Origin of the sequence: Polaribacter sp. Z022, from assembly GCF_023555495.1 — a bacterium.
In the GTDB taxonomy this organism is placed as follows: domain Bacteria; phylum Bacteroidota; class Bacteroidia; order Flavobacteriales; family Flavobacteriaceae; genus Polaribacter.
On the sequence record NZ_JALCZO010000004.1, the window covers coordinates 358,185 to 380,671 of the forward strand.

A 22,487-nucleotide genomic window follows, 5' to 3' on the forward strand; every position below is an offset into this window, starting at 1 on the left:
AACATCAAATTGATAAAAGAATATTGTGATAACATTCGTACTTTTGTTTTTGAGTAAATTTTTTTCTCAAATTAATACTAAGAATGATAATTGTAAGAATAGTTGGTGGATTAGGAAATCAAATGTTTCAATATGCTTATGCAAGAGCATTGTCTTTAAAAGGACATAATGTTACGTTAGATATTTCAAAATTTAAAAAATACAAGCTGCATGGTGGTTATCAATTAGATAAGTATAAAATTGATTTAAATTTAGCAGATTCATTTTCAACTTTTTTAGGAAAGATAGGTTTAAAAAAGTCTAAAAAAGAAAAAAGTTTGTTATTTGAAAAAGAGCTAAAATCTTTAAAAGGAAACGAATATTTAAAAGGGTATTTTCAAACAGAAAAATATTTTAAAGAAATTAGAGAAACTTTATTAAAAGAGTTTAAAATAAATCAACCTTTATCAGAACAAACAAATAAAATAGCCAATCTAATTTTAACATCTAAAAATAGTTGTTCATTACATATTAGAAGAGGCGATTATATTTCAGATAAAAAAGCAAATAGCGTTCATGGAACTTGTAATTTAGATTACTATAAAAAAGCCATAGAAATTATAAAAAGTGAATACATTAACACTTCTTTTTTTGTGTTTTCTGATGATATATTATGGACAAAAGAAAACTTACCAATTGAGAATGCTATTTTTGTAGATGTTAAATCTATACCTCATGAAGATATGTATTTAATGAGTATCTGCAGCAATAATATTACTGCTAACAGTAGTTTTTCTTGGTGGGGTGCTTGGTTAAACAAAAACAAAACAAAGACCGTAATTGCACCTAAACAGTGGTTTGTGAATAAAGAAAATGAAATTGCTTGCGAAAACTGGATAAAAATATGAAGTCTTATAAAGTATACTACATAAACTTAGACAAAAGTATTAAACGTAAGAATTTTATGGAAAATCAATTTAAAAAATTGAATATTCCCATAACAAGAATTCCTGCAATTTATGGTAAAGAATTAGACAAAAATTTACTTAAAAAAGAAAAAAGCAAACACAATATTTTAGCACATTTTCCTTATCCTAATGATGGCGAAATTGGTATTTGTTTAACGCATTTTAAATTATGGAATTTTTTATCAAAACAACCAGAAGATTTTTCGATTGTTTTAGAAGATGATGCGCAAATTCATGACGATTTTTTTAAAGACTTAGAAGCTCTTTTAAATCAAATTACTACTGATGATTTCTTAGATATTTCTGGTAAAAAAGGATTTTATCCTTTAGAAAAAAATACATTGATTACCACCTATTTAATGCCTCCTGTATTAATGATAGGGCAAATTATTGGTAAAAATGCTGCCAAAAAATTATCAGATAATTTAAGTAATTATTATGCCCCTATTGATGTAATGAAACAAGATGTTTACAAGCATAGAGTAAAATTATATTCTACTAATAAACAATATGTAGTTAGTATAGATAAAAAAATGGGTGGTAGTACAATACAGCAGAATAATATGATTCTTTGGAAAAAAGCAATCAGAGAAATTATTCGTCCTTTTTGGCAGATACTTTCTTTATTTACTTATAAATTAAAAAGATGTGTTAGAAATTATTTCTTCTATAGAAAATCGTCCAAGACTAAGCCATTGGACGATTAAAAAATATTAAATATTATTAAATTTAAAACTTAGATGTTGTAACCCAAACATCATTATCTCCAAAACCAATAATATCTCCCTTACCATCACCATCCACATCTTCTGCTAACCTTGGGTTTTTATTAACTTCCCATTTTCTTGCTGTTATAGCTCCGAAAAAACCTCCTCCATAGCCATAACCATTATACCAGACCTGACCATTTCCAAATCCATTACCATTTGATAAAGCAACCCAAACATCATAATCCCCATAAGCTACTATATCAGCCTTACCATCTCCATTAACATCAGATAACATCCTTGGGTTTTTATAAACCTTCCAGTTTTGATTTTCAACATATTCTGAAGACTTCCATATCTGGTCTTGATTAAAACTACTTCCATTAGACAAAGAAACCCATACATCATTTGAACCAAAAGCTACAATATCTGCTTTTCCATCTCCATTTACATCTGCAACAGTTCTTGGGTGTTTATCTACTTTCCAATTTTGATTTTGAACAAAACCGGTATTCCATATTGTTCCGTTTTGAAAACTACTTCCAGTTGATAACGAGACATAAACTGCGTTATTTCCAAATCCAATAATATCTGCTTTATTATCACCATTTACATCGGCCATTACCCTTGGATTTTTATCTACTCTCCAATTTTGAATTAAATAACTCCCAACACCATACCCATTACACCAAGTTTGACCTGGCAAGAATTTAGTACCATCAGATAGCGAAACAAAAACATTATCATCACCAAAAATCACAAGATCTTCTTTACCATCTCCATTTACATCAGCTACAGTTCTTGGATTCAAATAAGTTCTATAATTATGATTTTCACAATAATTACCAGAATACCAAACCTGATCAGATAAAAAATTTGAACCATTAGATAAAGAAACTTTAACATTGTTATTATCGAAAGCTACAATATCTCCCTTTCCATCTCCATTTACATCGGCAACAATTCTTGGATGTTTATTAACTCTCCAACCACTATTATATACATAATCCGTGGTCCAAATACCAGTAGTGGAGGTATATCCTACATTTCCTCCAGATCCTCCTCCTCCAAAATCATCTTCATTTTGTGTTAATTCATTTACAAAACTACCTGGTGCTAAAAACTCATTTTCATCCACAACTTCACTTTCACAATTATAAAACAAAAACGTAATTAATAAGAAAGTAAGAAATTTAACTAGCTTGTTTGCTTGTTTGCTTGTTTGCTTGTTTGCTTGTTTTTCATAACAATAATAAAATTTTAAAATATTACCTACTCTATTTAAGGCTTTTCGGTTTACGCCTTTATTTATACCTTTAACAATAAACTGATCATAGAACATTACCAAACATTAAAAATATTTAGATAATTATGAAATAATAAATTTTAAGCCTTAAAAAAGCTTAAAAAAAAATAAAGTTAAATAATTGTTCCATAGCAAGGAATTTTTATAAAAGTTCTTTAAACCAAAAATACAAAAAATATATTAGTTATCATTATTGAGTATCCACAACTTAACATACCTAGTTAAAACTGCATAACCTTGTGTTATTGAAAGAATTAATCCTGTATAACCATCCAAAAACCCCCCTTTTAGAACAAAGTGAGAAAAAACTCTAAAAGAAGGTTTTACTAATATATGATAGGCACTTACTCTTTTACCCTTTACATACAATTCTTTTGCTTTTAATTCTCCATATTGATGTATTTTGGAAATAAAATGATTGTAATTTTTATAGCCATAATGATCAATTTTACCTTTAAAAAAACCTAAGTTACCTTTAGCTTCAACTGTTTCATGAACTACTCCTTTATATTTGCAATGTTCTTTTAAAAACAATCTAACAACTTTATCTCTTTGCCAACCAGAATAATTTATCTTCTTTCCAGCAAAATAAAAAGTTCTTCTAACATAAAAACCAACATTCCCATTTGGTTCATTTATAGCATTAAGAATTTCCTTTTCAACTTCAGATGTTACCCTTTCATCTGCATCTAATATATAAATCCAATCATAATTAGCTTGCTCAATTGCAAAGTTTTTCTGTGTTGAAAAATCATCAAACTTTCGTTTGATGATTTTTACATTAAATTGTTCAGCAATTTCTATAGTTTTATCTGTACTGTAAGAATCTATAACAATAATTTCATCTGCAAAACCTACAGATTTTATAGCATCAGCAATATGAACTTCTTCATTTAAAGTAGGTATAATCGCAGTAATTTTTGTCATAGCATTTACTTCTTAAACGGCTACATCATACTCACGTAAAGCGTCGTTTAAAGATGTTTTTTTATTTGTACTTTCTTTTCTTTTTCCAATAATTAATGCACAAGGTACATTATATTCTCCAGCTGCAAACTTTTTTGTATAACTTCCAGGTATAACTACAGATCTTGCTGGCACAACACCTTTCATTTCTACAGGTTCATCTCCTGTAACATCTATAATTTTAGTACTCATTGTTAAAACAACATTTGCACCTAAAACAGCCTCTTTTTCTACTCTTACACCTTCTACAACTATACATCTAGATCCTATAAAAGCTCCATCTTCAATAATTACAGGTGCAGCTTGTAATGGTTCTAAAACACCACCAATACCAACTCCTCCAGATAAATGTACATTTTTACCAATTTGCGCACAAGAACCAACTGTTGCCCAAGTATCAACCATTGTACCCTCATCAACATGAGCTCCAATATTTACATAACTTGGCATTAATATAGTACCAGGTGAAATATATGCCCCATGTCTTGCAACTGCATTAGGTACTACTCTAATTCCTCTTTCTGCATAATATCTTTTTAATGGAATTTTATCATGATATTCAAAAATACCAGATTCTAAAGTTTCCATTTTTTGAATCGGGAAATATAAAACTACAGCTTTTTTAACCCATTCATTAACCTGCCAACCACCATCTACTGGTTCAGCCACTCTTAGCTCTCCAATATCTAATAAATCTACAACTTTTCTAATTACACTAATAGTCTCTTCTTCTTTTAGCAACTCCCTGTTTTCCCAAGCAGCCTCTATGATTTCTCTAATTTCTTTCATCTTAAATATTTACTTTAATACAAATATAATTCTATCATTAAAAACTTAAGCTAATATACGTTTTTTAAACAAATTACTAGTACTTGTTTAAAATACAATCGTCATTTTAAGCAATATTTATAATCAATAATTTCCTTAAAATTTTATATTATTTTAATTATTAGGCGTTTATTACTGAAGAACATTTATTTTTGCAAAAAAAAATAATTTGAGTAGAATTCTTGCCATCGATTTTGGACAAAAAAGAACAGGTATTGCAGTAACTGATGAACTTCAGATAATAGCCTCTGGTTTAACAACTGTTAATACCAATGAGTTAATTCCTTTTTTAAAAGATTATACCTCTAAAAATAAGGTAGAATTGTTTTTAGTAGGAAAACCAAAACAAATGAATAATACAGATAGTGAAAGTGAAACTTTAATACTTCCGTTTTTACAAAAGCTAAAAAACCAACTTCCAAACATTCCAATACAAAGAGTAGATGAACGTTTTACTTCTAAAATGGCTTTTCAGACTATGCTAGATGGTGGTTTAAAGAAGAAACAACGTCAAAATAAAGCTCTAGTAGATGAAATAAGTGCTACTATTATTTTACAGTCGTATTTATACAACAAATAATTTTATTCAAAGTAACAAACTTTGTACTTTTGCAGAGCTAAAAAAACAAGAAATGATTTTACCTATAGTTGCTTACGGAGACCCAGTTTTGAGAAAAGTTGCAGTAGAAATTGATGCTGATTATCCAGGGTTAGAAACCCTAATTGAAAACATGAGAGAAACTATGTACAACGCTTCTGGTGTTGGTTTAGCAGCTCCTCAAATTGGTAAAGCAATTCGTTTGTTTTTAATTGATGCTTCTCCTTTTGCAGATGATGAAGAATTATCTGACGAAAACAGAAAAGCATTAGAAAGCTTTAATAAAGTATTTATTAATGCTAAAATTTTAAGTGAAGATGGTGATGAATGGGCTTTTAATGAAGGATGTTTAAGTATTCCTGATGTTAGAGAAGACGTTTTTCGTCAACCAGAAATTACAATAGAATATCAAGATGAAAACTTTGTTAAACATACAGAAACTTTAAATGGTTTAGCAGCAAGAGTTTTTCAGCATGAATATGATCATATTGATGGAATTTTATTTACGGATAAACTTTCTTCTTTGAAAAAAAGATTGATTAAAAAGAAATTAGAAAACATTTCTAAAGGGAAAATTAGAGCAGATTATAGAATGCGTTTCCCAAATGCAAAAAAAGGTAAATAGTCTAAAAAAGACACAAAAATATAGAACATGGAATTTAGTAAAATTATAGCTGTAACAGGTAAACCTGGTTTATTTCAAGTAATATCTCAAACTAAAAACGCAGTAATTGCAGAATCTTTAATTGATAACAAACGTTTAGCAATTAATGCAACTCAAAACGTTAGCTTGTTAGAAAACATTGCAATTTATACGTATGAAGAAGACGTGCCATTATTAGATATTTTTACTGCTATGTTTGAAAAAACAGCAGGTAAAGAAGCTATTTCTCATAAAGAAAGTAGTAAAAAATTAACAGCATTTTTTGCTGAAGTTTTACCAAGTTATGATGAAGAAAGAGTGTATGCTTCTAACATTAAAAAAGTAATACAATGGTTTAATGTTTTAGTAAAAGCAGGAATGGATTTTACTAAAGTTGAAGCTACTACAGAAGAAACTGAAGCAGAATCATAATGAATTCTAGAAAAGATCAGTTAGCTGCTATCAATAGATTGTTAGATATTATGGACGATCTTCGAGAGAAGTGTCCTTGGGATAAAAAACAAACTTTAGAAAGCCTACGTCATCTTACTATAGAAGAAACGTATGAACTTGCTGATGCTATTCTAGACAATGATTTACCAGAAATAAAAAAAGAATTAGGCGATGTGCTTTTGCACATCGTTTTTTATGCTAAAATTGGAAGCGAAAAAAATGCTTTTGATATTGCTGATGTTGCCAATTCTATTTGCGATAAACTTATTGAAAGACACCCACATATTTATGGTGATGTTGTGGTTGAAAGTGAAGCAGATGTAAAACGTAATTGGGAACAATTAAAATTGAAAGAAGGAAAATCTTCTGTTTTAGAAGGTGTTCCAAAAAGTTTACCTGCTGTAGTAAAAGCAAGCAGAATTCAAGAAAAAGTTGCTGGAGTTGGTTTTGATTGGGAAAAACCTGAACAAGTTTGGGAAAAAGTACAAGAAGAACTGAGCGAATTAAACGAAGAAATTAAAAAAGGAAATACAGAAAACATTGAAAAAGAATTTGGAGATATTTTATTTTCTATGATTAATTATGCACGCTTTATAAACGTAAATCCAGAAAATGCTTTAGAAAAAACGAATAAAAAGTTCATTAATCGTTTTCAGTTTTTAGAAAAATTTGCTAAAAAAGAAGGCAAACAACTTGCTGACATGTCTTTAACTGAAATGGATGTTTATTGGGAAAAATCTAAAGAGTTTTTTAGATAAAACTTTGTTTACATAAAAATATAAAGACCTTTCGACTGCGCTCAAGGTGACAGGTAATTTCAATAAAATTTAAATTTGTTATTTCTAACATTAATGAAATTGAAAGTAGATTATGAAGTAAAAATGAAGTTGAGAAATCTTAATATTTTTTTTAGATTTCTCCACAAGGTCGAAATGACATTAGATTTTTAATCATCTATTTTTCTTAGGATATAATTTTGATTCTAAAAAGCCTAATCCATAACCTAAAAACTGGGTTAAAGAAGTAAACATACTTAAAAAAGCTACATACAAATTCTTATTCTGAACTAAAGAATCTAAGAATATTAGCAAGAAATAAAAGCCGTAAAAATAGAGTAATTGATTATAGCCAAAAACTGCTAAAATTATTGCAACATCAATTCCTATTATAAATAAAGAAGGAAACCAATAGGTTGGTTTTGCTGTTTCTGGGTATTTTTTGTTTAAAATTGGTCTTGCAGTTCCGAAACCAAAAGTTTGTTTAAAAAATTGCTGAATAGTACTTCTTCTTTTATGATATACAAATGCTTTTTCAATAAGTTGCGTTTCACATTTATTTTCCCAAAGACGAAACGTTAAATCGATATCTTCTCCGTTTTTCATTTTAGAAAAACCTTGTGTTTTATGAAATGCTTCTTTAGATAAACCCAAATTAAAACTACGAGGTTGAAATTTACCAACAGCTTGTTTTTTTCCTCGAATTCCACCAGTTGTTAAAACAGAAGTCATAGAATAATTTATGGCTTTTTGTAGAGCTGTAAAACTTTTATGAGCTGCATCTGGACCTCCAAAAGCATCTGTAAAATTGTTTTCTAAAGCTTTTTGAACTTCTGATAAATATTGTTTTGGAACAATTACATCAGAATCTAAAATGATAAAATAGTTACCAGTAGCTTTTTGCATTCCGAAATTACGGCTTGCTCCTGCTCCACTGTTTTCTTTAAAAAAGTATTTTAAATTTAATTGAGATTGATATTTCTCTACAATCGATTCGCTTTTTTCTGTAGAACCATCTTCTATAATTAAAACCTCAAAATCATTAGAAAAATCTTGTTTTGTAAGACTTTCTAATAATTCGTCTATTTCATTTGGACGATTGTAAACGGGAACAATTATGGAGAAATTTATTTTCAAATTATCAGTTTTCAGTTATCAAATGTAAATATTTAAAATGCTATTTTCTATTCTATTAAAAAAAAGTTGGCAAACAAGTTTAGCCCTGATTGAAACGGCATCCTTTTTATTACTTTTTAAATAAGCGTCATTACGAGCTTGCGAAGTAATCTCTTTCGTTTTTAGAGATTGCCTCAGTTTACAAAAAAGCAAACTTCGCAATGACAAGAATAAAAAGATATAGTGGAAAGCAGGAAATAGCTTCGAAAAATACTACTCAAATTTTTCCATAACTGCAGTACTTACGCCCATATTTGAAAAACCACCATCGTGAAATAAATTTTGCAACGTAACTTTTTTTGTTAAATCTGAAAACAAGGTAATTGTATAATCTGCACATTCTAAAGCAGATGCATTTCCTAAAGGACTCATTTTTTCTGAATAATTGATAAATCCGTCAAAACCTTTTACACCATTTCCTGCAGTTGTAGCAGTTGGAGATTGCGAAATTGTGTTGACACGAACTTTATGATCTCTTCCAAAAAAGTATCCAAAACTACGTGCAATAGACTCTAAATATGCTTTATTATCTGCCATATCATTGTAATCTGGAAAAACTCTTTGTGCAGCCATATATGTTAATGCAACTATACTTCCCCACTCTTTCATGGCATTTTTGTGGTACAAAACGTTTAATAATTTATGAAAAGATACTGCAGAAACATCCCAACCTTTTTTGGTGTAATCGTAATTAGGATCTGTGTAAGGATTCTTTTTTCTAACATTTACAGACATTCCAATTGAATGCAAAACAAAATCGATTTTTCCTCCTAAAATCTCCATAGATTTTTCTACTAAATTTTCTAAATCTTCAACAGAAGTTGCATCTGCAGGAATAATTTGAGAACCTGTTTTTTTGGCCAAATCATCTAAATTTCCCATTCTAATAGAAGCTGGTGCATTTGTTAAAACAAATTCTGCTCCTTCTTCATGAGCTCTTTCTGCTGTTTTCCAAGCAATAGAGTTTTCATTTAAAGCTCCAAAAATGATTCCTTTTTATCCTTTTAATAAGTTGTACATTTTGTAGTTATTAGGTTTTGATTGTTTGTTTTGAGATTTCTCAATCGTTTTTCAAACTCATTTCGAAATGACATTCTTAGACGAAAATAAATTGAAAATCTTTAATTTAGTAATTCTTTTGCGTGCGTTAATGCAGAGTCTGAAATATCTTTTCCACTTAACATTTCTGCAATTTCACGAACTCTTTCATCAGAAGATAAAAGCTTTAAATTAGTGGTTGTTATACCTTTAATTTCTTTTTTATAAACCTTGTAATGGTTTACCCCTTTTGCTGCAATTTGAGGTAAATGTGTAATAGCAATTACTTGCATATTGTTACTCATTTGTTGCATTATAGCTGCAATTTTGTTAGAAACTTCACCAGAAACTCCTGTATCTATTTCATCGAAAATTATGGTTGGTAATTGTGTGTTTTTAGATAAAACAGTTTTTACAGAAAGCATAATTCTTGATAATTCTCCACCTGAAGCTACTTTTTTCAATTCACCAAAACTACCACCTTTATTTGCAGAAAAAAGGAACTCTAATTCGTCTTTTCCGTTAGAAAAATAATTTTTACTTAGATTTATTTTAATTGAAAAACGAGCGTTTTCCATACCTAAATCTGTTAGTAAAACTTGTAATTCTTTGGTTAATTTGGGTATTGATTTTGTTCTTGCATTAGAAATTAATGCTGCTACTTTATCTAACTTTTCTGAAACATCATCAATTTCTTTTTGCTTTAAATTGATTACTTCATCTGCAGATTCTACTTGTGCTACTTTTTCTGATAAATCTTCAAAAACTTTAATTAGTTCTTTGTTAGAACTTACATAATGTTTTTTTTGAAGGTTGTATAACAACTGTAATCTGTCATTGATTTCTTCTGCTTCATTAGGATTAAAATCTACATTTTCATTTGCATTTTCTAACTCACCAACTACATCATCAACCTCTATTTTTACCGATGTTATTCTATCTGATAATTCTTGATATTCTTTAGAAAAAACAGCAATTTTAGACAACCTGTTTTCTAGAGTATTTAATAAATTCTGAATTCCTATTTCTTCATTAATGGTTAATTCTAATGCTTCAGATAAATTCAGTTTTATATCTTCTATATTATTAAGTTTTTCTAATTTTTCTTCTAATTCCTCTTGCTCATCAACTTGAATTTTTGCTTCTTCTAATTCTTTAAAAAGATGCAAATTATAATCGTATTGTTGATTGGCTTCTTTTTGTATTTCTACTAAGCTAGCAAGTTCTTTTTTTAGTTGATTTAGCTTGGTAAAACCTCTTTTATAAGATTCTATTCTTGCTTTGTTTTTTGCTAAAGCATCTAAAATTGAAAATTGAAATGCTACATCAGACAATTGCATTGTTTGATGTTGAGAATGTACATCAATTAATTTAGTTCTTAATTGATTTAAAACTGCTAAAGTTACTGGTGTATCATTAACAAATGCTCTTGATTTACCTGAAGGAAGAATTTCTCTTCTAATAATAGTTTCTGCCTCATAGTCTAAATCTACTTCATTAAAAAAGGCTTCTAAATTATAATTAGAAATAGCCACTTTTGCTTCTACAATACATTTTGTAGAGGTATCTTTTAATGAAGATAAATCTGCTCTATTACCTAAAACCAAACCTAAAGCGCCTAATAATATAGATTTACCTGCACCAGTTTCTCCTGTAATTATAGAAAGTCCTGAAGAAAAATCAATAGATAACTGATTGATTAAAGCGTAGTTATTAATGGAAAGTTGAGTTAGCAAATTCTCTAAATTTTAAAAAATAAAATTAGTGAAAAATGGAATAAGAATAAAGAATTAAAGAAATTAAAGTTTTACTTTATATTCTTCCATTTAGAATTATTGTTAGGAGAAATTTTTCTAACTACATCTGTTAACCTATTTTTATTTCTAGTATTTGGTCCATCAGAATATATATTTACAATTTCATCTGCTTTTGCATCAAAAAATGTTCTAATTAAATAATTTCCAACTGTTTTATTATAAATTCTTTCTAAAGAAATTACTGCATCTTCAATTTTTTGTTTTGCAGCATTTTTATTCTTAGAAAAATTATCTAAACCATTTCTATGATAATCGTATAAAACTGTTCTATAAGTTGTAAGTTTTGGTGATAAGAAATTATCAATCAATAAAAAACGATTTTGTTTACCAACCACATTTTGCCATGAAGCTAAACCACTTTGCTGTGCTTGTAACATAACATTATGGGCTTCTTTTAAATATGTATCTCCACCATTTTTCTGAAACGTATCTGCATCTGCACCTAAAATGATATTCACATAAAAAACTATGGTAGAAATTAAATTGCTATCAAAAGAGTTTTTATTATAAATTAAAGGATCAAACTCATTATACTTAAAGTTAAAATCGTTGTCTTTTAAGTTTAAAACAGGAGTTGCATAAGAAGCATTAAAAACTGGTCTTGTAGATTGCACTTGCAAAGTAGCACTAAATGTATTAGCATCTCTTGAAGAAATAATAATTGTAAAAGCACAATCTATTCTTTCTTCTGGTTTTACTACATTATTAGTCCATTTAGTTTGATTTATAAACTCTGATAAAGATTTTTCTAACGTTTTAAAAACCTGTGTATTAGAACCTTGAACCTGATTGTAATTAACTGTAACTAAAGCGTTTAATTCTTGAGCTTTAGCTACAAAAATTGAAAAAACTAATAGAATAAAAAAACTTAATTTACGCATTTATCTTATTTACAATTTCGTTCATAATATCTTTTGCAACTTCAACTTTAGATTTTAATTCAAATGCTTTTTCATTTAAATCTTTATCAATAATAGTAATTTTATTTGTGTCTGTTGCAAAACCAGCACCTTTATCTTGTAAAGAATTTAAAACAATTGCATCTAAATTCTTTCTTTCTAACTTACTTTTTGCGTTTTGTAATTCATTATTAGTTTCTAACGCAAAACCTACTAAAAATTGATTTTCTTTAATCTTTCCTAGAGAAGCTAAAATATCTTTTGTTGGTTCTAATTGAATATCTAACGAAGCATCCTTCTTTTTTATTTTCTGAGAGGCTACATTTTTTGGTTTATAATCTGCAACAGCTGCAGAAAGTATAGCAATATCTACTTCTTTAAAATAATTATGAGCAGCATTATACATTTCATCTGCAGAAACTACATCTATTCTTTTAACAAAAGAGTGATTTATTTGTTGATGACTTGGACCAGATATTAAAAAAACTTCGGCTCCTAAATTTGCTGCTGCTTTTGCAATAGCAAATCCCATTTTACCAGAAGAATGATTTCCTATAAAACGAACAGGATCAATTGCTTCATAGGTTGGTCCTGCAGTAAGTAATACTTTTTTTCCTTTTAAAGGCAATTTAGATAAAACATCATTTTCTATAAATGATACGATATCTTCTGGTTCTGCCATTCTACCTTCACCAATTAAACCACTTGCTAACTCACCAGAAGTAGCAGGAATAATTGTATTACCAAAACTTTGTAATTTGTTTAAAGTTTCTTTTGTAGAAGGATGAATGTACATATCTAAATCCATTGCTGGAGCAAAATATACTGGACATTTAGACGATAAATAAGTTGCTAACAACAAATTATCGCAAGTACCATTTGCCATTTTAGACATGGTATTTGCAGTTGCTGGAGCAATTACCATATAATCTGCCCAAAGTCCTAAATCGACATGATTGTTCCACAATTCATTTTCATCTTCTTTATCATAAAAAGTTGAATGAACAGGATTTTTAGAAAGTGTAGAAAGTGTGAGAGGTGTTATAAAATCTTTAGACGCAGGAGTCATTACTACTTTGACTTCTGCGCCTAATTTTATAAATAAACGAACTAAACTAGCCGTTTTATAAGCGGCAATTCCAGCAGTTATACCTAATAGAATTTTTTTACCACTTAAAATAGACATTATTCTGCGTCTGGAGTTCTAAAGTAAACTTTGTCATTTAACCACTCTTCAACAGCAAGTGCAGTTGGTTTTGGTAATCTTTCGTAAAATTTAGAAACTTCAATTTGTTCTTTGTTTTCAAAAACTTCTTCTAAACTATCGTTATAAGTAGCAAACTCATCTAATTTATCTACTAATTCTTTTTTTAAGTCACCATTAATTTGAGTGGCTCTTTTAGCAATAATAGAAATAGCCTCATAAATATTTTCTGTAGGAGCTTCTATTACTTCTTTATTATAAGTAATAGTACTTAATGCTGCTTTTGTGTCTTTATAATCCATAATAATAATTATTTCTTTATTGATTTTTGAAATTCTTTTTGTTTTGCAATTATATCTTCTGCTTCTTTCTTTTCAGCATTTAATGTAACTACCATTTTATTTGCTTCTTCCATGTATTTAGATTCAGGGAAGTTTCTTTTTAACTTTTCGTAAGCTTCAATAGCATCTTTAATACGCTCTGGTTTTCTTCTAATTGTACTTTTTAAAACAAAATCATGAGCTGCTTTTAATCTGTACAATAAAGCTTCTTCTTTAAACTCTGAACCTAAATAATCTGACAATAAATTATCAAAAGCTTGTATTGCTGCTTTGTAATTTCTTAAGTCATAATCTGCTGTTCTATAATAAGTTTTCGCTATTTCAAAATATTTCTTTTGAAGCTTGTATCTTAACTCTTTATAATGTTTGTTAGCTTCTTCAATTTTATCTGAATCTGGATATGTATTTATAAAACTTTGAAATGATTCTAATGCTTTATTTGTATCTGTTGGATCTAAACTAAAAGGAGGAGATGCCAACTTATAACTATATGCAGATAAAAATGACGCTTCTTCTTTCTTAGAACTTTTTGGATAGTTTTTAGCAAATCTATCAAAATAATAACCAGAAATACTGTAATTTTTTACGTTAAAATTTGATTGTGCAATCATAAAAGAAATACGCTCCATCTGTGGTTTACCTCTATAAGTTGGTGTAACTTTTTCGAATAAACGCAAAGCTTTGCTATACTTCTTACTTTCGTACATCTTAGTAGCCATTTTATACTGGTCTTCTGCTGTACCTTTGTTTAATACTTTTTGATATTCTCCACATGAAAATAACACAAGTGAAACTATCAATAAATACGCTAAATTTTTAATTTTTTGCATCGTGCAAAATTAGGAATTAAATATGGATTAATAAAACGTTTTTTTACACAGAAAATTGTGTACTGCAATATTCAACAAAAAAGACTTAAAAAAAGTACAAAGAGATACTAAAAGTTTGTTAAGGTTACTCTTGTGCTTCTTCTGCAACTATTAGTTGCTTAATGTCATTATCAAATAGATAAAAACCACTTTTATCATCTCCAATTAAATTAATTTTATCTAAGATATTTCTAGCTAAAGCTTCTTCTTCTATTTGTTCAGAAACGTACCATTGTAGGAAATTGTGAGTTGCATAATCTTTTTCTTGCAAAGAAATATCTACCAACTCATTAATAGATGCAGAAACTGCAACTTCATGATTAAATAATTCTTCAAATAATTCTTTAAAAGAATTAAACGAAACACGAGGTGCTTCTAAAGGAGAAATTATTGCATGACCTCCTCTTTCATTAATAAACTTTACCAATTTTAACATATGCATTCTTTCTTCATCAGAATGCGCATACATAAATTGAGAAACACCTTCAAAACCTTGTGTTTCAGCCCAAGAAGCCATTGCTAAATATGCTTGAGAAGATTGTGCTTCTATAGATACTTGTTTGTTTAATGCGTCTTGTATTGTAGCTGATAACATAGTTTTTTATTTAAATTGAGTTACAAATTTAGCAATTTTAGATGAAAGTTCTGTACTTGCTTTTACCAATGGCAAACGTACATCATTATTACAAATATTTAACTCTTGTAATACAGTTTTAATACCTGCAGGATTGTTTTCTTCAAAAATGTAATCGATTATATCCATCATTTTATAATGAATATTATAACCTTCTTTATTGTTTCCTTGTAAACCATGATTAATCATGGTAGAAAATTGCTTTGGAAATGCTTGCCCAATTACAGATATTACTCCAGAACCACCTGCCAATGCAACTCCTAAAGCTAAATCATCATCTCCAGAAATAATTAAAAAATCTGCTGGTTTATCTTTTAATAAAGTATGATATTGTTGTTGGTTATTACCTGCTTCTTTAACTCCTACAATATTTGTAAAGTCTTTTGCTAAACGTAAAGTAGTTGCAGGCTCCATATTTTTAGCAGTTCTACCAGGAACATTGTATAAAATAATTGGTAAATCTGTTGCTTCTGCTATTGCTTTAAAATGCTGATAAAAACCTTCTTGTGTTGGTTTGCTGTAATATGGTGCTACAGAAAGAATACCATCTAAACCAGTAAAATCTCTTGTTTTTAATTCTTCTAAAACCAAAGCAGTATTGTTACCACCAACACCTAAAACTAAAGGCAAACGTTTATTATTAGTTTTAATAATAACATCTATAATTTGTTGTTTTTCTTCTTTGGTAATTGTTGCACTTTCTGCAGTAGTACCATTGATAACTAAATAATCTGTTCCGTTTTCGATATTAAAGTTTACCAAGTTAATAAGTGCATCAAAATCTACACTTAAATCTTCTTTAAAAGGTGTTATTAACGCAACTCCAGTTCCAATAAATTTTTGCATTCTTTAGTATATTTAAGGAGGTAAAATTACAATTTTAAGATGAATTTAATGACTAAAATTAAAAATCATACTAAGAATAAACAACTTTATTGTTTAAGTTTAATTTTTGATTTTTTTAAGTATTTGCAGATACCTTTTTAACTCTGATAAAAACGGTTGAGTATTGTTTATTGCTTCTGAAATTTCAATTTCATAAAGTTTAGAATTTACTTTAGAAAAACCTGCTTTAAAAGTAGCTTTAGATTGATATACAGCTTTTTCTAAATACAAATGATTAGTATCAAAATAACCAATTAACAAATCGAATGGCTGCTCTAAAAAGTTTTGAAAAGTGGGCTCTACAAACTCTCCACTCCAATTTATATCTTTTTCAGAAAAATGTTGAAAAGATTCAGTATTAGATTTATCAAATTTTCTAAAGCTGTAAATTTTAGTATTCTTTACACCTAAAACAGTTTCTATTTCTGCTTGTAGATTAATTTTATCAGCAATTGTATGAGTTGTTAAAATTGCAACAGATTTGATTTCTTTTTGAGAAACAATTCTATTACTTGATTCTTTTAAAAGCTTTTTTAAAAACTTATTTTTTATTCTAGATTCTTTAAATTTTGATAAATTCATTAATTCTGAATTTCTAATAAAATAAACTGATTTAATTGTTCTCCATAAACTTGAAAATTATCATCGGAAACCAATATTAAAGATTGATTTCCGTTTTCTAATTTAGGACCAAAAGTAATTCCTTCTAAATTATCTACAATAGATTTAGTTAATTGGTCTTTTACATCATTAAAATCAAATAACAATCTTTTTTTAAGTGGGGTAAATTTTGATTCTTTTAAAGATTGAACATCTAAAATATTTGTAGAACCCTCTTCTACAGTAGCTTGAAAAATTCTTAACGTATTTCCATAAGGGCCATAACCATTTTGATAAGCTCTTTCTACTATTAAAAAATTATCTTTTTTAAATTCTAAAATAGCTGTTAATCCATTTAAATTAATGTTTCCTTTAGCAACCCTAGAAACACTATCTAATAAATATGCATATTGTTTTGTTGCTATTTTCTTTTGTTTATCAAAATACGTTATTCTTATTGGTGAAGATGTTTTCTTAAAAGTTGGTTCTTCTCCATCTACAATTAATGGAGATTCCATAGCAACCCAAAACCCTTTATTATCTAAACTTTTAGAAGATCCTTCAAAAGCACCATTATGTTTTAATTTTTTTATTTCATTGGGTATAAAATAATTAGGTATAGTGTACTTTTCTATAAAATTGCCTAAAGAATCTGTTGTAAATACAGAAGGACTTTTTCTTCTAATAATAGATCCTTCACTTACAAAATTAACTTGTTTATTTTCTGTATCAATAAAGATGGATTCTAAGTCTAAAACCTGTTTTGTATAAAAGGGTACTGTAGAATCATTTAAATAGATAACCTTCTTAAAATCTACAGACTCAATTTTATTTTGTTTGATATTTATTTTTGTTTTTAAAAACCTCGGGTTTCTAGCATCATCTATTACTAAATAATAATATCCATTTGAGTAATCTATACCAGAGAGACCTCCAATAATTGAATTATTTATTGCTAACGAATCTTTTACAACATATTCATCTAAAAAAGTAAGTTTTACTTCTTGTTTCTTAACACAAGAAAAGATGAATAAAGATGCTAAAAGAAAAATAAATTTGGTTTTCATTTTGAAGAATCTATATTGTTTCAAATATAAACATTATGAGAATTTAAATTAAAGTCTTTCAAATAAATATTTTCTAATTTAATATTTAAACTATCTCTTATTCATTTAAAACATTGATAATAATATTGATAGAAATTGAGTCTTTTTAATTTTTAAAAAAAATGCATTTTTTTTTATTTTTTATTTGTGAGATAGAATTATTCTTTTTAATATTGTAGTGTAATTGTAGTTAAAGCTTTAAATACAGTTATAATTTTCCCCTAAATCAATACATATGAAGTAAATTATTTTTTGTTATCCCCCTAATTATTAGTCCCCCCTAAAATAGCTGATAATTAACAAGAATAAAGACAAAATATCTATTAATTTAGAACAACAAAAAGCAGTTACATTTGTAACTGCTTTTTTTATTATATAAAGATTATTCTTTTTATGAATCTTTTACAATCATTGCTTTACATATTAAATACTGAGCAACAATATAAGTAACCATTACACTTATACCGTAAATTTCTCTTGCTTCATAAAATCTATTGATTGCCAACAAACTATCTGAAACAATAAAAATTACTGCACCTAAAAATAACCATAAGTTTTCTGTGCTTTTAGTTTGGTTGTAATTTAAAACAGTTAATAACCCAAAAGTAGAAATTACGATTCCGTAAATAATTACAGGTATCAACATTTCACTTAAATTATCTTTTATTAAAATTACAACACTTCCAAAAGCAATTATAAAAGGAATTGAAAAGCCAATTGTTTTAGATATTGATATTGATTTTAAATAACCAGAAGATATTTTTATATACAAAACATGTCCTATTAAAAAAGAAACCAATCCAAATAAGAAAAACTCATCTTTAAAAAGTAAAAATGTATCACCCCAAAAAGAAAAGAATAATGCAGAAACATACCAAAAATTTGCTTTTTTAACTGATGATAAATACACAACTGCTAAAGAAATTGTTATAAATGGTTTTGTAAAAAATGCTAACGCTTCATTTTGTAAAAGTCCTAAAAGATGAAGAATTACAACAATTAAAAATAAACCTGAAAAAAATTTAGTTTTAGTTTTCATTATTTTACAATTTTCTCCTGTTATCTTCAGATTGTGTGTCAATCAATTTATTGTATGGGTCTACCCCTACTTCTGTTGGCTTTTTATCTACAATAATTGTTATTTTATTATTGATTTCTGTAATCTTAAATTTCTTTAAAAACAGTTCTTTCTCTTTGGTTTTACCATCAACATCTTCTTCTGTAAAAATTCCAATATCAATATAATCTGCTAAAGGAACAGATAAAATAGGTTTTTTCATTTTCTCTGTTTTATAAGACAATGTATCTCCTACTTTTTCTCCATAATAACGTTTTCCTTTTTCATCATTTCTATATTTAGAAACTTCAAACTCGATTTCTACTTCGTATTTTCCGTTTTCTAATTTGGTAGATTTTGCATCTAAAATTCTATTTCTATAAAGAGTAATAGTTTCAAACATATCTTTTATAACATACTGTAAAGAATCTGGAGTTGCTTCTTTAATAAAATCTACCATTTCTATAGATGTTGTATATGGTGCTTCTTGAAACTTAACTTTTTCTACATATTTTTTTAAAGCTCCATTTAACTTTTCTTCACCTATATAATCGCTCAAAGCATAAAAAACCAAAGAACCTTTTTGGTAACGAATATACCCTTGACCATCATTATACATTAATGCATTTTCACGCTTTCTTTCTAAAGTTCTTTGGAGTAAATAATCATCTAAAGCTTTCTTTAAAAACGTACGCATTTTAGCTTTTCCATGTTCATGCTCTAGCACTTTTAAAGACACATATTCAGACAAACTTTCAGACAACATTGTTGCTCCCAACACATCTGCTCCTATAACCTGATGTGCCCACCATTGATGAGCCACTTCATGCACAGTTATTGCAAAAGGATAATCTACTCCATCATCATTTTTATCATCTACATCTGCAATAAAACCAACACCTTCTGAAAAAGGAATTGTATTAGGAAAAGATTGTGCAAAACTACCTCCAGTTCTTGGAAACTCTATAATTCTTGCTTGTTTATGCTGATAAGGACTAAAGTTCTTAGAATTATAATCTAAAGAAGATTTTAAACCTTTCATCATTCTATCTAAATTAAATTCATGTCCTTTATGATAGTAAATTTCTAAACTAATTCCTTTCCACATTTCTTTTTTAACTTCATATCTTGCAGAGTTAAAAGCATAAAAATTTAATATTTTACTATCCATTTTATAATGGAAATACTTTCTATCTCCTTCTGTCCATTCTTTTTGTAAATATCCTGGAGCAATTGCAATTTGATCTTTTGATGTAGAAACTGTTGCTTCAAAATCTATCCAATCTGCATCTTTAGAAATATATGTATCTCCTAAAGCTGTTGAATCTGAAGGATGAGGACGTAAATCATTTGGTGGTAAATCGTGCTTTTTTCTAGTTTTATTGTCTGTTAATTCTGCTTGAGAACTATATCCTAAAGAAGGAAACATAGAAAAATTATTTATAAACGTTCCATTTTCTCTTACAGGAGACCTTCTTCTATAAGTTGTATTCTTTTTACTTTTTACAGAAATTGCTAATTGTAATGTGTCTCCTGGTAAAATTTTATCTTTAAAATGATACATATCAAAATGCTGAATTGTATCTTCTAAAACCAATGTGTTTTCTCTATTAAACTTAAATGTAGATTCTAAAGAATTATGATTTAAAAACAATGTATCAATTGTTTTGTCTGTTTTATTTACCATAATGTAAGTTGCAGAAGCATCAAACAATCTTTCTTTTGGAAATATATTTACATCAGTTTTAACAGATACAATTCTTGGTTGCGCATACTTTTCATACTTTTTGTATGTTTTTTCCCAAGCAACACTTTGCAATTCTGCTTCTTTAGAAGAAGTTTTCTTTCCTTTAGCTCCTGTTTCTTGGTAAATTGAATATCCTAAGCTTAAAAAAGCGATTAAGAAAACACCAAAACTTATTGCTGCAACTCCTTTAAATCGAGATTTTGCAATAGAAATTCTTTCTAAAAAAGAACTTGGAATTCCACGAACCCAAAATAAAAACGAAGAAACTAACAACACTAATCCTCCTAAAATCCAATAAACTTTATAGGCTAAATATGGAGTTAAAATTCCATATCCATTCATGTCAGAATAACTAAATCTAGGCCCCTGATTATATTTATAAATAGACAATTCTATTCCTGCTAATGACAAAAACGGCATTCCTATAGAAATAACTAACAGTACAAACAGTCCTAAATATGGATTACCAATTAAAGTTTGAATAAAAATTGACAATAAAGCCCAAATAAAATAACTTAAGAAATTTAATAAATATAGCTCTATTAAATAATGGGCAATTTCAAAATTATAAAAGCCATTATAGGCTTGAAAAACCATACCAGAAACCATAATTACTGCCAATAACACCAACTGCATTTTTATTAATGCAATTACCTTAGAAAACAACAAGGTCCAATTTGGTATTGGTGTTGCATCTACCAAGTGATTTACTTTGGCAATTTTTGCTCTATGTACTAACATACCAGCATATAAAAATGTACAGATATTAATAGAAGCTGCAAAAACTCCACCTGTACTTAACATTTTCCATGTAACTGGTAAAGTTGCGGTTCCAAAAAGGTTTCCTATTTCTGACAAACCAACTATTATTAAAACAACACCAACCAATACAATAGAAATAAAAGCCCAACTTTTAACAATATATTTAAAATCGATATTCGATAATTTCCAAGTTGTTTTTAAATTCTGAATAAAAGAATAATCATAAGAAACTTTGGGTAAAACTATTTTTGTTATTCCGCTAAAATTAGTTTTTGTAACTCTTTCTGCTTTTGGTTTTTTAAAAGAAATAGAAATTGCATTCTGACTAAATGTAAAGAATTTATATACCAAACTAAATATAATTGTTGAAATTGCTAACCACAACAAACGATTGTAAACAATCATTTCTTTTATAGGGATTTGCATTTCATTCTGTTCAGACAATGTCCAGTATTTAGTGTAATAACTGGTTGCAGCAGAACCAAATGGGTCTAAAATTGCAGCCAATGTTCTATGTTCTGGTTCAGACAATAAACTTTCTAAAACTCCCTGACCAAACAATAAAATTATTACAGTAATAAATCCTGCAGCTATATTTCTTGTAAATGCTACAACTGCAAAAACAATAGCACCAAACAACAAAACATTTGGTAATATAAAAACTAAATAAGTCTTTAAATAAGTTACAATACTTAATGACCCTACAATATCTGGATTTGTACCTGGAAAACGAAATCCAATAATCATTCCTAATGCAATAGAAAACACAATTATTGAAACAATTACAATAGAACTAAAAAACTTTGCAAATAAGTAATTTGCCTTTGTAAAAGGGTAAGAATATAAAATAGTATGCATTTCACTTTTAAAATCTCTAAAGACCGAAACTCCAACAATAGATGGAAATAAAAAGAAAATAAAAATAGTAAGTGCACCAAATAAATTATTAACTCCAATTGGAGAATTTACAATTCTTGAAGAACCAGTTGTTGCTGTTACAGAATCGAAAAACCCAGCAGAAGCAGCAGATAAAAAGAAAGCTAATACTAAGAAAATACCTATATAAATATAAAATGCTGGTTTGTTAAACCAATATTTTAATTCTTGTTTGAAAATAGTTGAAAACAT

Annotated in this window: 22 protein-coding genes; 6 read left to right on the plus strand and 16 right to left on the minus strand. The window is 28.0% G+C overall.

All coding sequences use genetic code 11. From position 1 onward, the window contains the following. Nucleotides 1-83: 83 nt before the first annotated feature. A complete protein-coding gene (locus tag MPF13_RS11220; protein ID WP_249982611.1) occupies nucleotides 84-887 on the plus strand; it encodes an alpha-1,2-fucosyltransferase in 804 nt (267 codons plus the stop codon). Next, entirely contained in the window at nucleotides 884-1,654 is a 771-nt protein-coding gene (locus MPF13_RS11225; protein WP_249982612.1) for a glycosyltransferase family 25 protein, read from the plus strand. Before MPF13_RS11220 ends, MPF13_RS11225 begins: the two co-directional genes overlap by 4 nt. 22 nt (nucleotides 1,655-1,676) lie before the next feature. Here MPF13_RS11225 and MPF13_RS11230 read toward each other — a convergent pair whose 3' ends face one another. The 3 genes from MPF13_RS11230 to MPF13_RS11240 form a co-directional block, all read right to left on the minus strand. Next, nucleotides 1,677-2,996 (minus strand): FG-GAP repeat domain-containing protein, encoded by a 1,320-nt coding sequence (locus MPF13_RS11230; protein ID WP_249982613.1) that lies wholly within the window; start codon nucleotides 2,994-2,996, stop codon nucleotides 1,677-1,679. A gap of 144 nt (nucleotides 2,997-3,140) precedes the next feature. After that, the gene (locus MPF13_RS11235; RefSeq protein WP_249982614.1) at nucleotides 3,141-3,887 is read right to left on the minus strand and encodes a glycosyltransferase family 2 protein; all 747 of its coding nucleotides are present in this window, start codon (nucleotides 3,885-3,887) and stop codon (nucleotides 3,141-3,143) included. Between the two features lie 12 nt (nucleotides 3,888-3,899). Then, complete coding sequence (locus MPF13_RS11240) at nucleotides 3,900-4,715, minus strand: 2,3,4,5-tetrahydropyridine-2,6-dicarboxylate N-succinyltransferase (protein WP_249982615.1); 816 nt, start codon at nucleotides 4,713-4,715, stop codon at nucleotides 3,900-3,902. A gap of 208 nt (nucleotides 4,716-4,923) precedes the next feature. Between MPF13_RS11240 and ruvX the strand changes: the two genes are divergently transcribed. From ruvX to mazG, 4 genes are read left to right on the plus strand one after another with little or no spacing between them, the layout of a single operon-like run. Continuing rightward, nucleotides 4,924-5,334 carry a Holliday junction resolvase RuvX gene (gene ruvX / locus MPF13_RS11245; protein ID WP_249982616.1) on the plus strand — a complete coding sequence of 137 codons (411 nt, stop codon included), beginning with the start codon at nucleotides 4,924-4,926 and terminating at the stop codon, nucleotides 5,332-5,334. A gap of 52 nt (nucleotides 5,335-5,386) precedes the next feature. Beyond that, nucleotides 5,387-5,977 (plus strand): peptide deformylase, encoded by a 591-nt coding sequence (gene def / locus MPF13_RS11250; RefSeq protein ID WP_249982617.1) that lies wholly within the window; start codon nucleotides 5,387-5,389, stop codon nucleotides 5,975-5,977. Between the two features lie 27 nt (nucleotides 5,978-6,004). After that, nucleotides 6,005-6,427: a DUF5606 family protein gene (locus tag MPF13_RS11255; protein WP_249982618.1), complete on the plus strand. Its 423-nt coding sequence runs from the start codon at nucleotides 6,005-6,007 to the stop codon at nucleotides 6,425-6,427. Next, complete coding sequence (gene mazG / locus MPF13_RS11260; RefSeq protein WP_249982619.1) at nucleotides 6,427-7,206, plus strand: nucleoside triphosphate pyrophosphohydrolase; 780 nt, start codon at nucleotides 6,427-6,429, stop codon at nucleotides 7,204-7,206. Before MPF13_RS11255 ends, mazG begins: the two co-directional genes overlap by 1 nt. Nucleotides 7,207-7,398: 192 nt before the next feature. Here the strand turns inward: mazG and MPF13_RS11265 are convergent, their stop codons facing one another. The 13 genes from MPF13_RS11265 to MPF13_RS11325 all read right to left on the minus strand — a co-directional run bounded on the left by MPF13_RS11265 (nucleotide 7,399) and on the right by MPF13_RS11325 (nucleotide 22,487). Beyond that, a complete protein-coding gene (locus MPF13_RS11265) occupies nucleotides 7,399-8,361 on the minus strand; it encodes a glycosyltransferase family 2 protein (RefSeq protein ID WP_249982620.1) in 963 nt (320 codons plus the stop codon). A 252-nt stretch (nucleotides 8,362-8,613) separates the two neighbouring features. Continuing rightward, nucleotides 8,614-9,390 carry an enoyl-ACP reductase FabI gene (locus MPF13_RS11270; RefSeq protein ID WP_249982749.1) on the minus strand — a complete coding sequence of 259 codons (777 nt, stop codon included), beginning with the start codon at nucleotides 9,388-9,390 and terminating at the stop codon, nucleotides 8,614-8,616. A gap of 131 nt (nucleotides 9,391-9,521) precedes the next feature. Further along, a complete protein-coding gene (gene recN, locus MPF13_RS11275; RefSeq protein WP_249982621.1) occupies nucleotides 9,522-11,174 on the minus strand; it encodes a DNA repair protein RecN in 1,653 nt (550 codons plus the stop codon). A gap of 71 nt (nucleotides 11,175-11,245) precedes the next feature. After that, nucleotides 11,246-12,136 (minus strand): type IX secretion system protein PorD, encoded by an 891-nt coding sequence (porD, locus tag MPF13_RS11280; RefSeq protein ID WP_249982622.1) that lies wholly within the window; start codon nucleotides 12,134-12,136, stop codon nucleotides 11,246-11,248. Then, on the minus strand, nucleotides 12,129-13,340 hold the full coding sequence (gene coaBC / locus MPF13_RS11285; RefSeq protein WP_249982623.1) for a bifunctional phosphopantothenoylcysteine decarboxylase/phosphopantothenate--cysteine ligase CoaBC: 1,212 nt from the start codon (nucleotides 13,338-13,340) through the stop codon (nucleotides 12,129-12,131). Before coaBC ends, porD begins: the two co-directional genes overlap by 8 nt. After that, nucleotides 13,340-13,660: a DNA-directed RNA polymerase subunit omega gene (locus tag MPF13_RS11290; protein WP_249982624.1), complete on the minus strand. Its 321-nt coding sequence runs from the start codon at nucleotides 13,658-13,660 to the stop codon at nucleotides 13,340-13,342. Before MPF13_RS11290 ends, coaBC begins: the two co-directional genes overlap by 1 nt. A gap of 8 nt (nucleotides 13,661-13,668) precedes the next feature. Further along, the gene (locus MPF13_RS11295; RefSeq protein WP_249982625.1) at nucleotides 13,669-14,529 is read right to left on the minus strand and encodes an outer membrane protein assembly factor BamD; all 861 of its coding nucleotides are present in this window, start codon (nucleotides 14,527-14,529) and stop codon (nucleotides 13,669-13,671) included. A gap of 124 nt (nucleotides 14,530-14,653) precedes the next feature. After that, nucleotides 14,654-15,163: a ferritin gene (locus MPF13_RS11300; RefSeq protein WP_249982626.1), complete on the minus strand. Its 510-nt coding sequence runs from the start codon at nucleotides 15,161-15,163 to the stop codon at nucleotides 14,654-14,656. Between the two features lie 6 nt (nucleotides 15,164-15,169). Continuing rightward, entirely contained in the window at nucleotides 15,170-16,048 is an 879-nt protein-coding gene (gene dapA, locus MPF13_RS11305) for a 4-hydroxy-tetrahydrodipicolinate synthase (protein WP_249982627.1), read from the minus strand. Between the two features lie 99 nt (nucleotides 16,049-16,147). Continuing rightward, nucleotides 16,148-16,669: a DUF6913 domain-containing protein gene (locus tag MPF13_RS11310; protein ID WP_249982628.1), complete on the minus strand. Its 522-nt coding sequence runs from the start codon at nucleotides 16,667-16,669 to the stop codon at nucleotides 16,148-16,150. Then, nucleotides 16,669-17,754 carry an esterase-like activity of phytase family protein gene (locus MPF13_RS11315; RefSeq protein WP_249982629.1) on the minus strand — a complete coding sequence of 362 codons (1,086 nt, stop codon included), beginning with the start codon at nucleotides 17,752-17,754 and terminating at the stop codon, nucleotides 16,669-16,671. The genes MPF13_RS11310 and MPF13_RS11315 overlap by 1 nt, the downstream gene beginning before the upstream one ends. 430 nt (nucleotides 17,755-18,184) lie before the next feature. Then, nucleotides 18,185-18,832: a lysoplasmalogenase gene (locus tag MPF13_RS11320; protein WP_249982630.1), complete on the minus strand. Its 648-nt coding sequence runs from the start codon at nucleotides 18,830-18,832 to the stop codon at nucleotides 18,185-18,187. A 4-nt stretch (nucleotides 18,833-18,836) separates the two neighbouring features. Then, nucleotides 18,837-22,487 (minus strand): M1 family aminopeptidase, encoded by a 3,651-nt coding sequence (locus MPF13_RS11325; RefSeq protein ID WP_249982631.1) that lies wholly within the window; start codon nucleotides 22,485-22,487, stop codon nucleotides 18,837-18,839.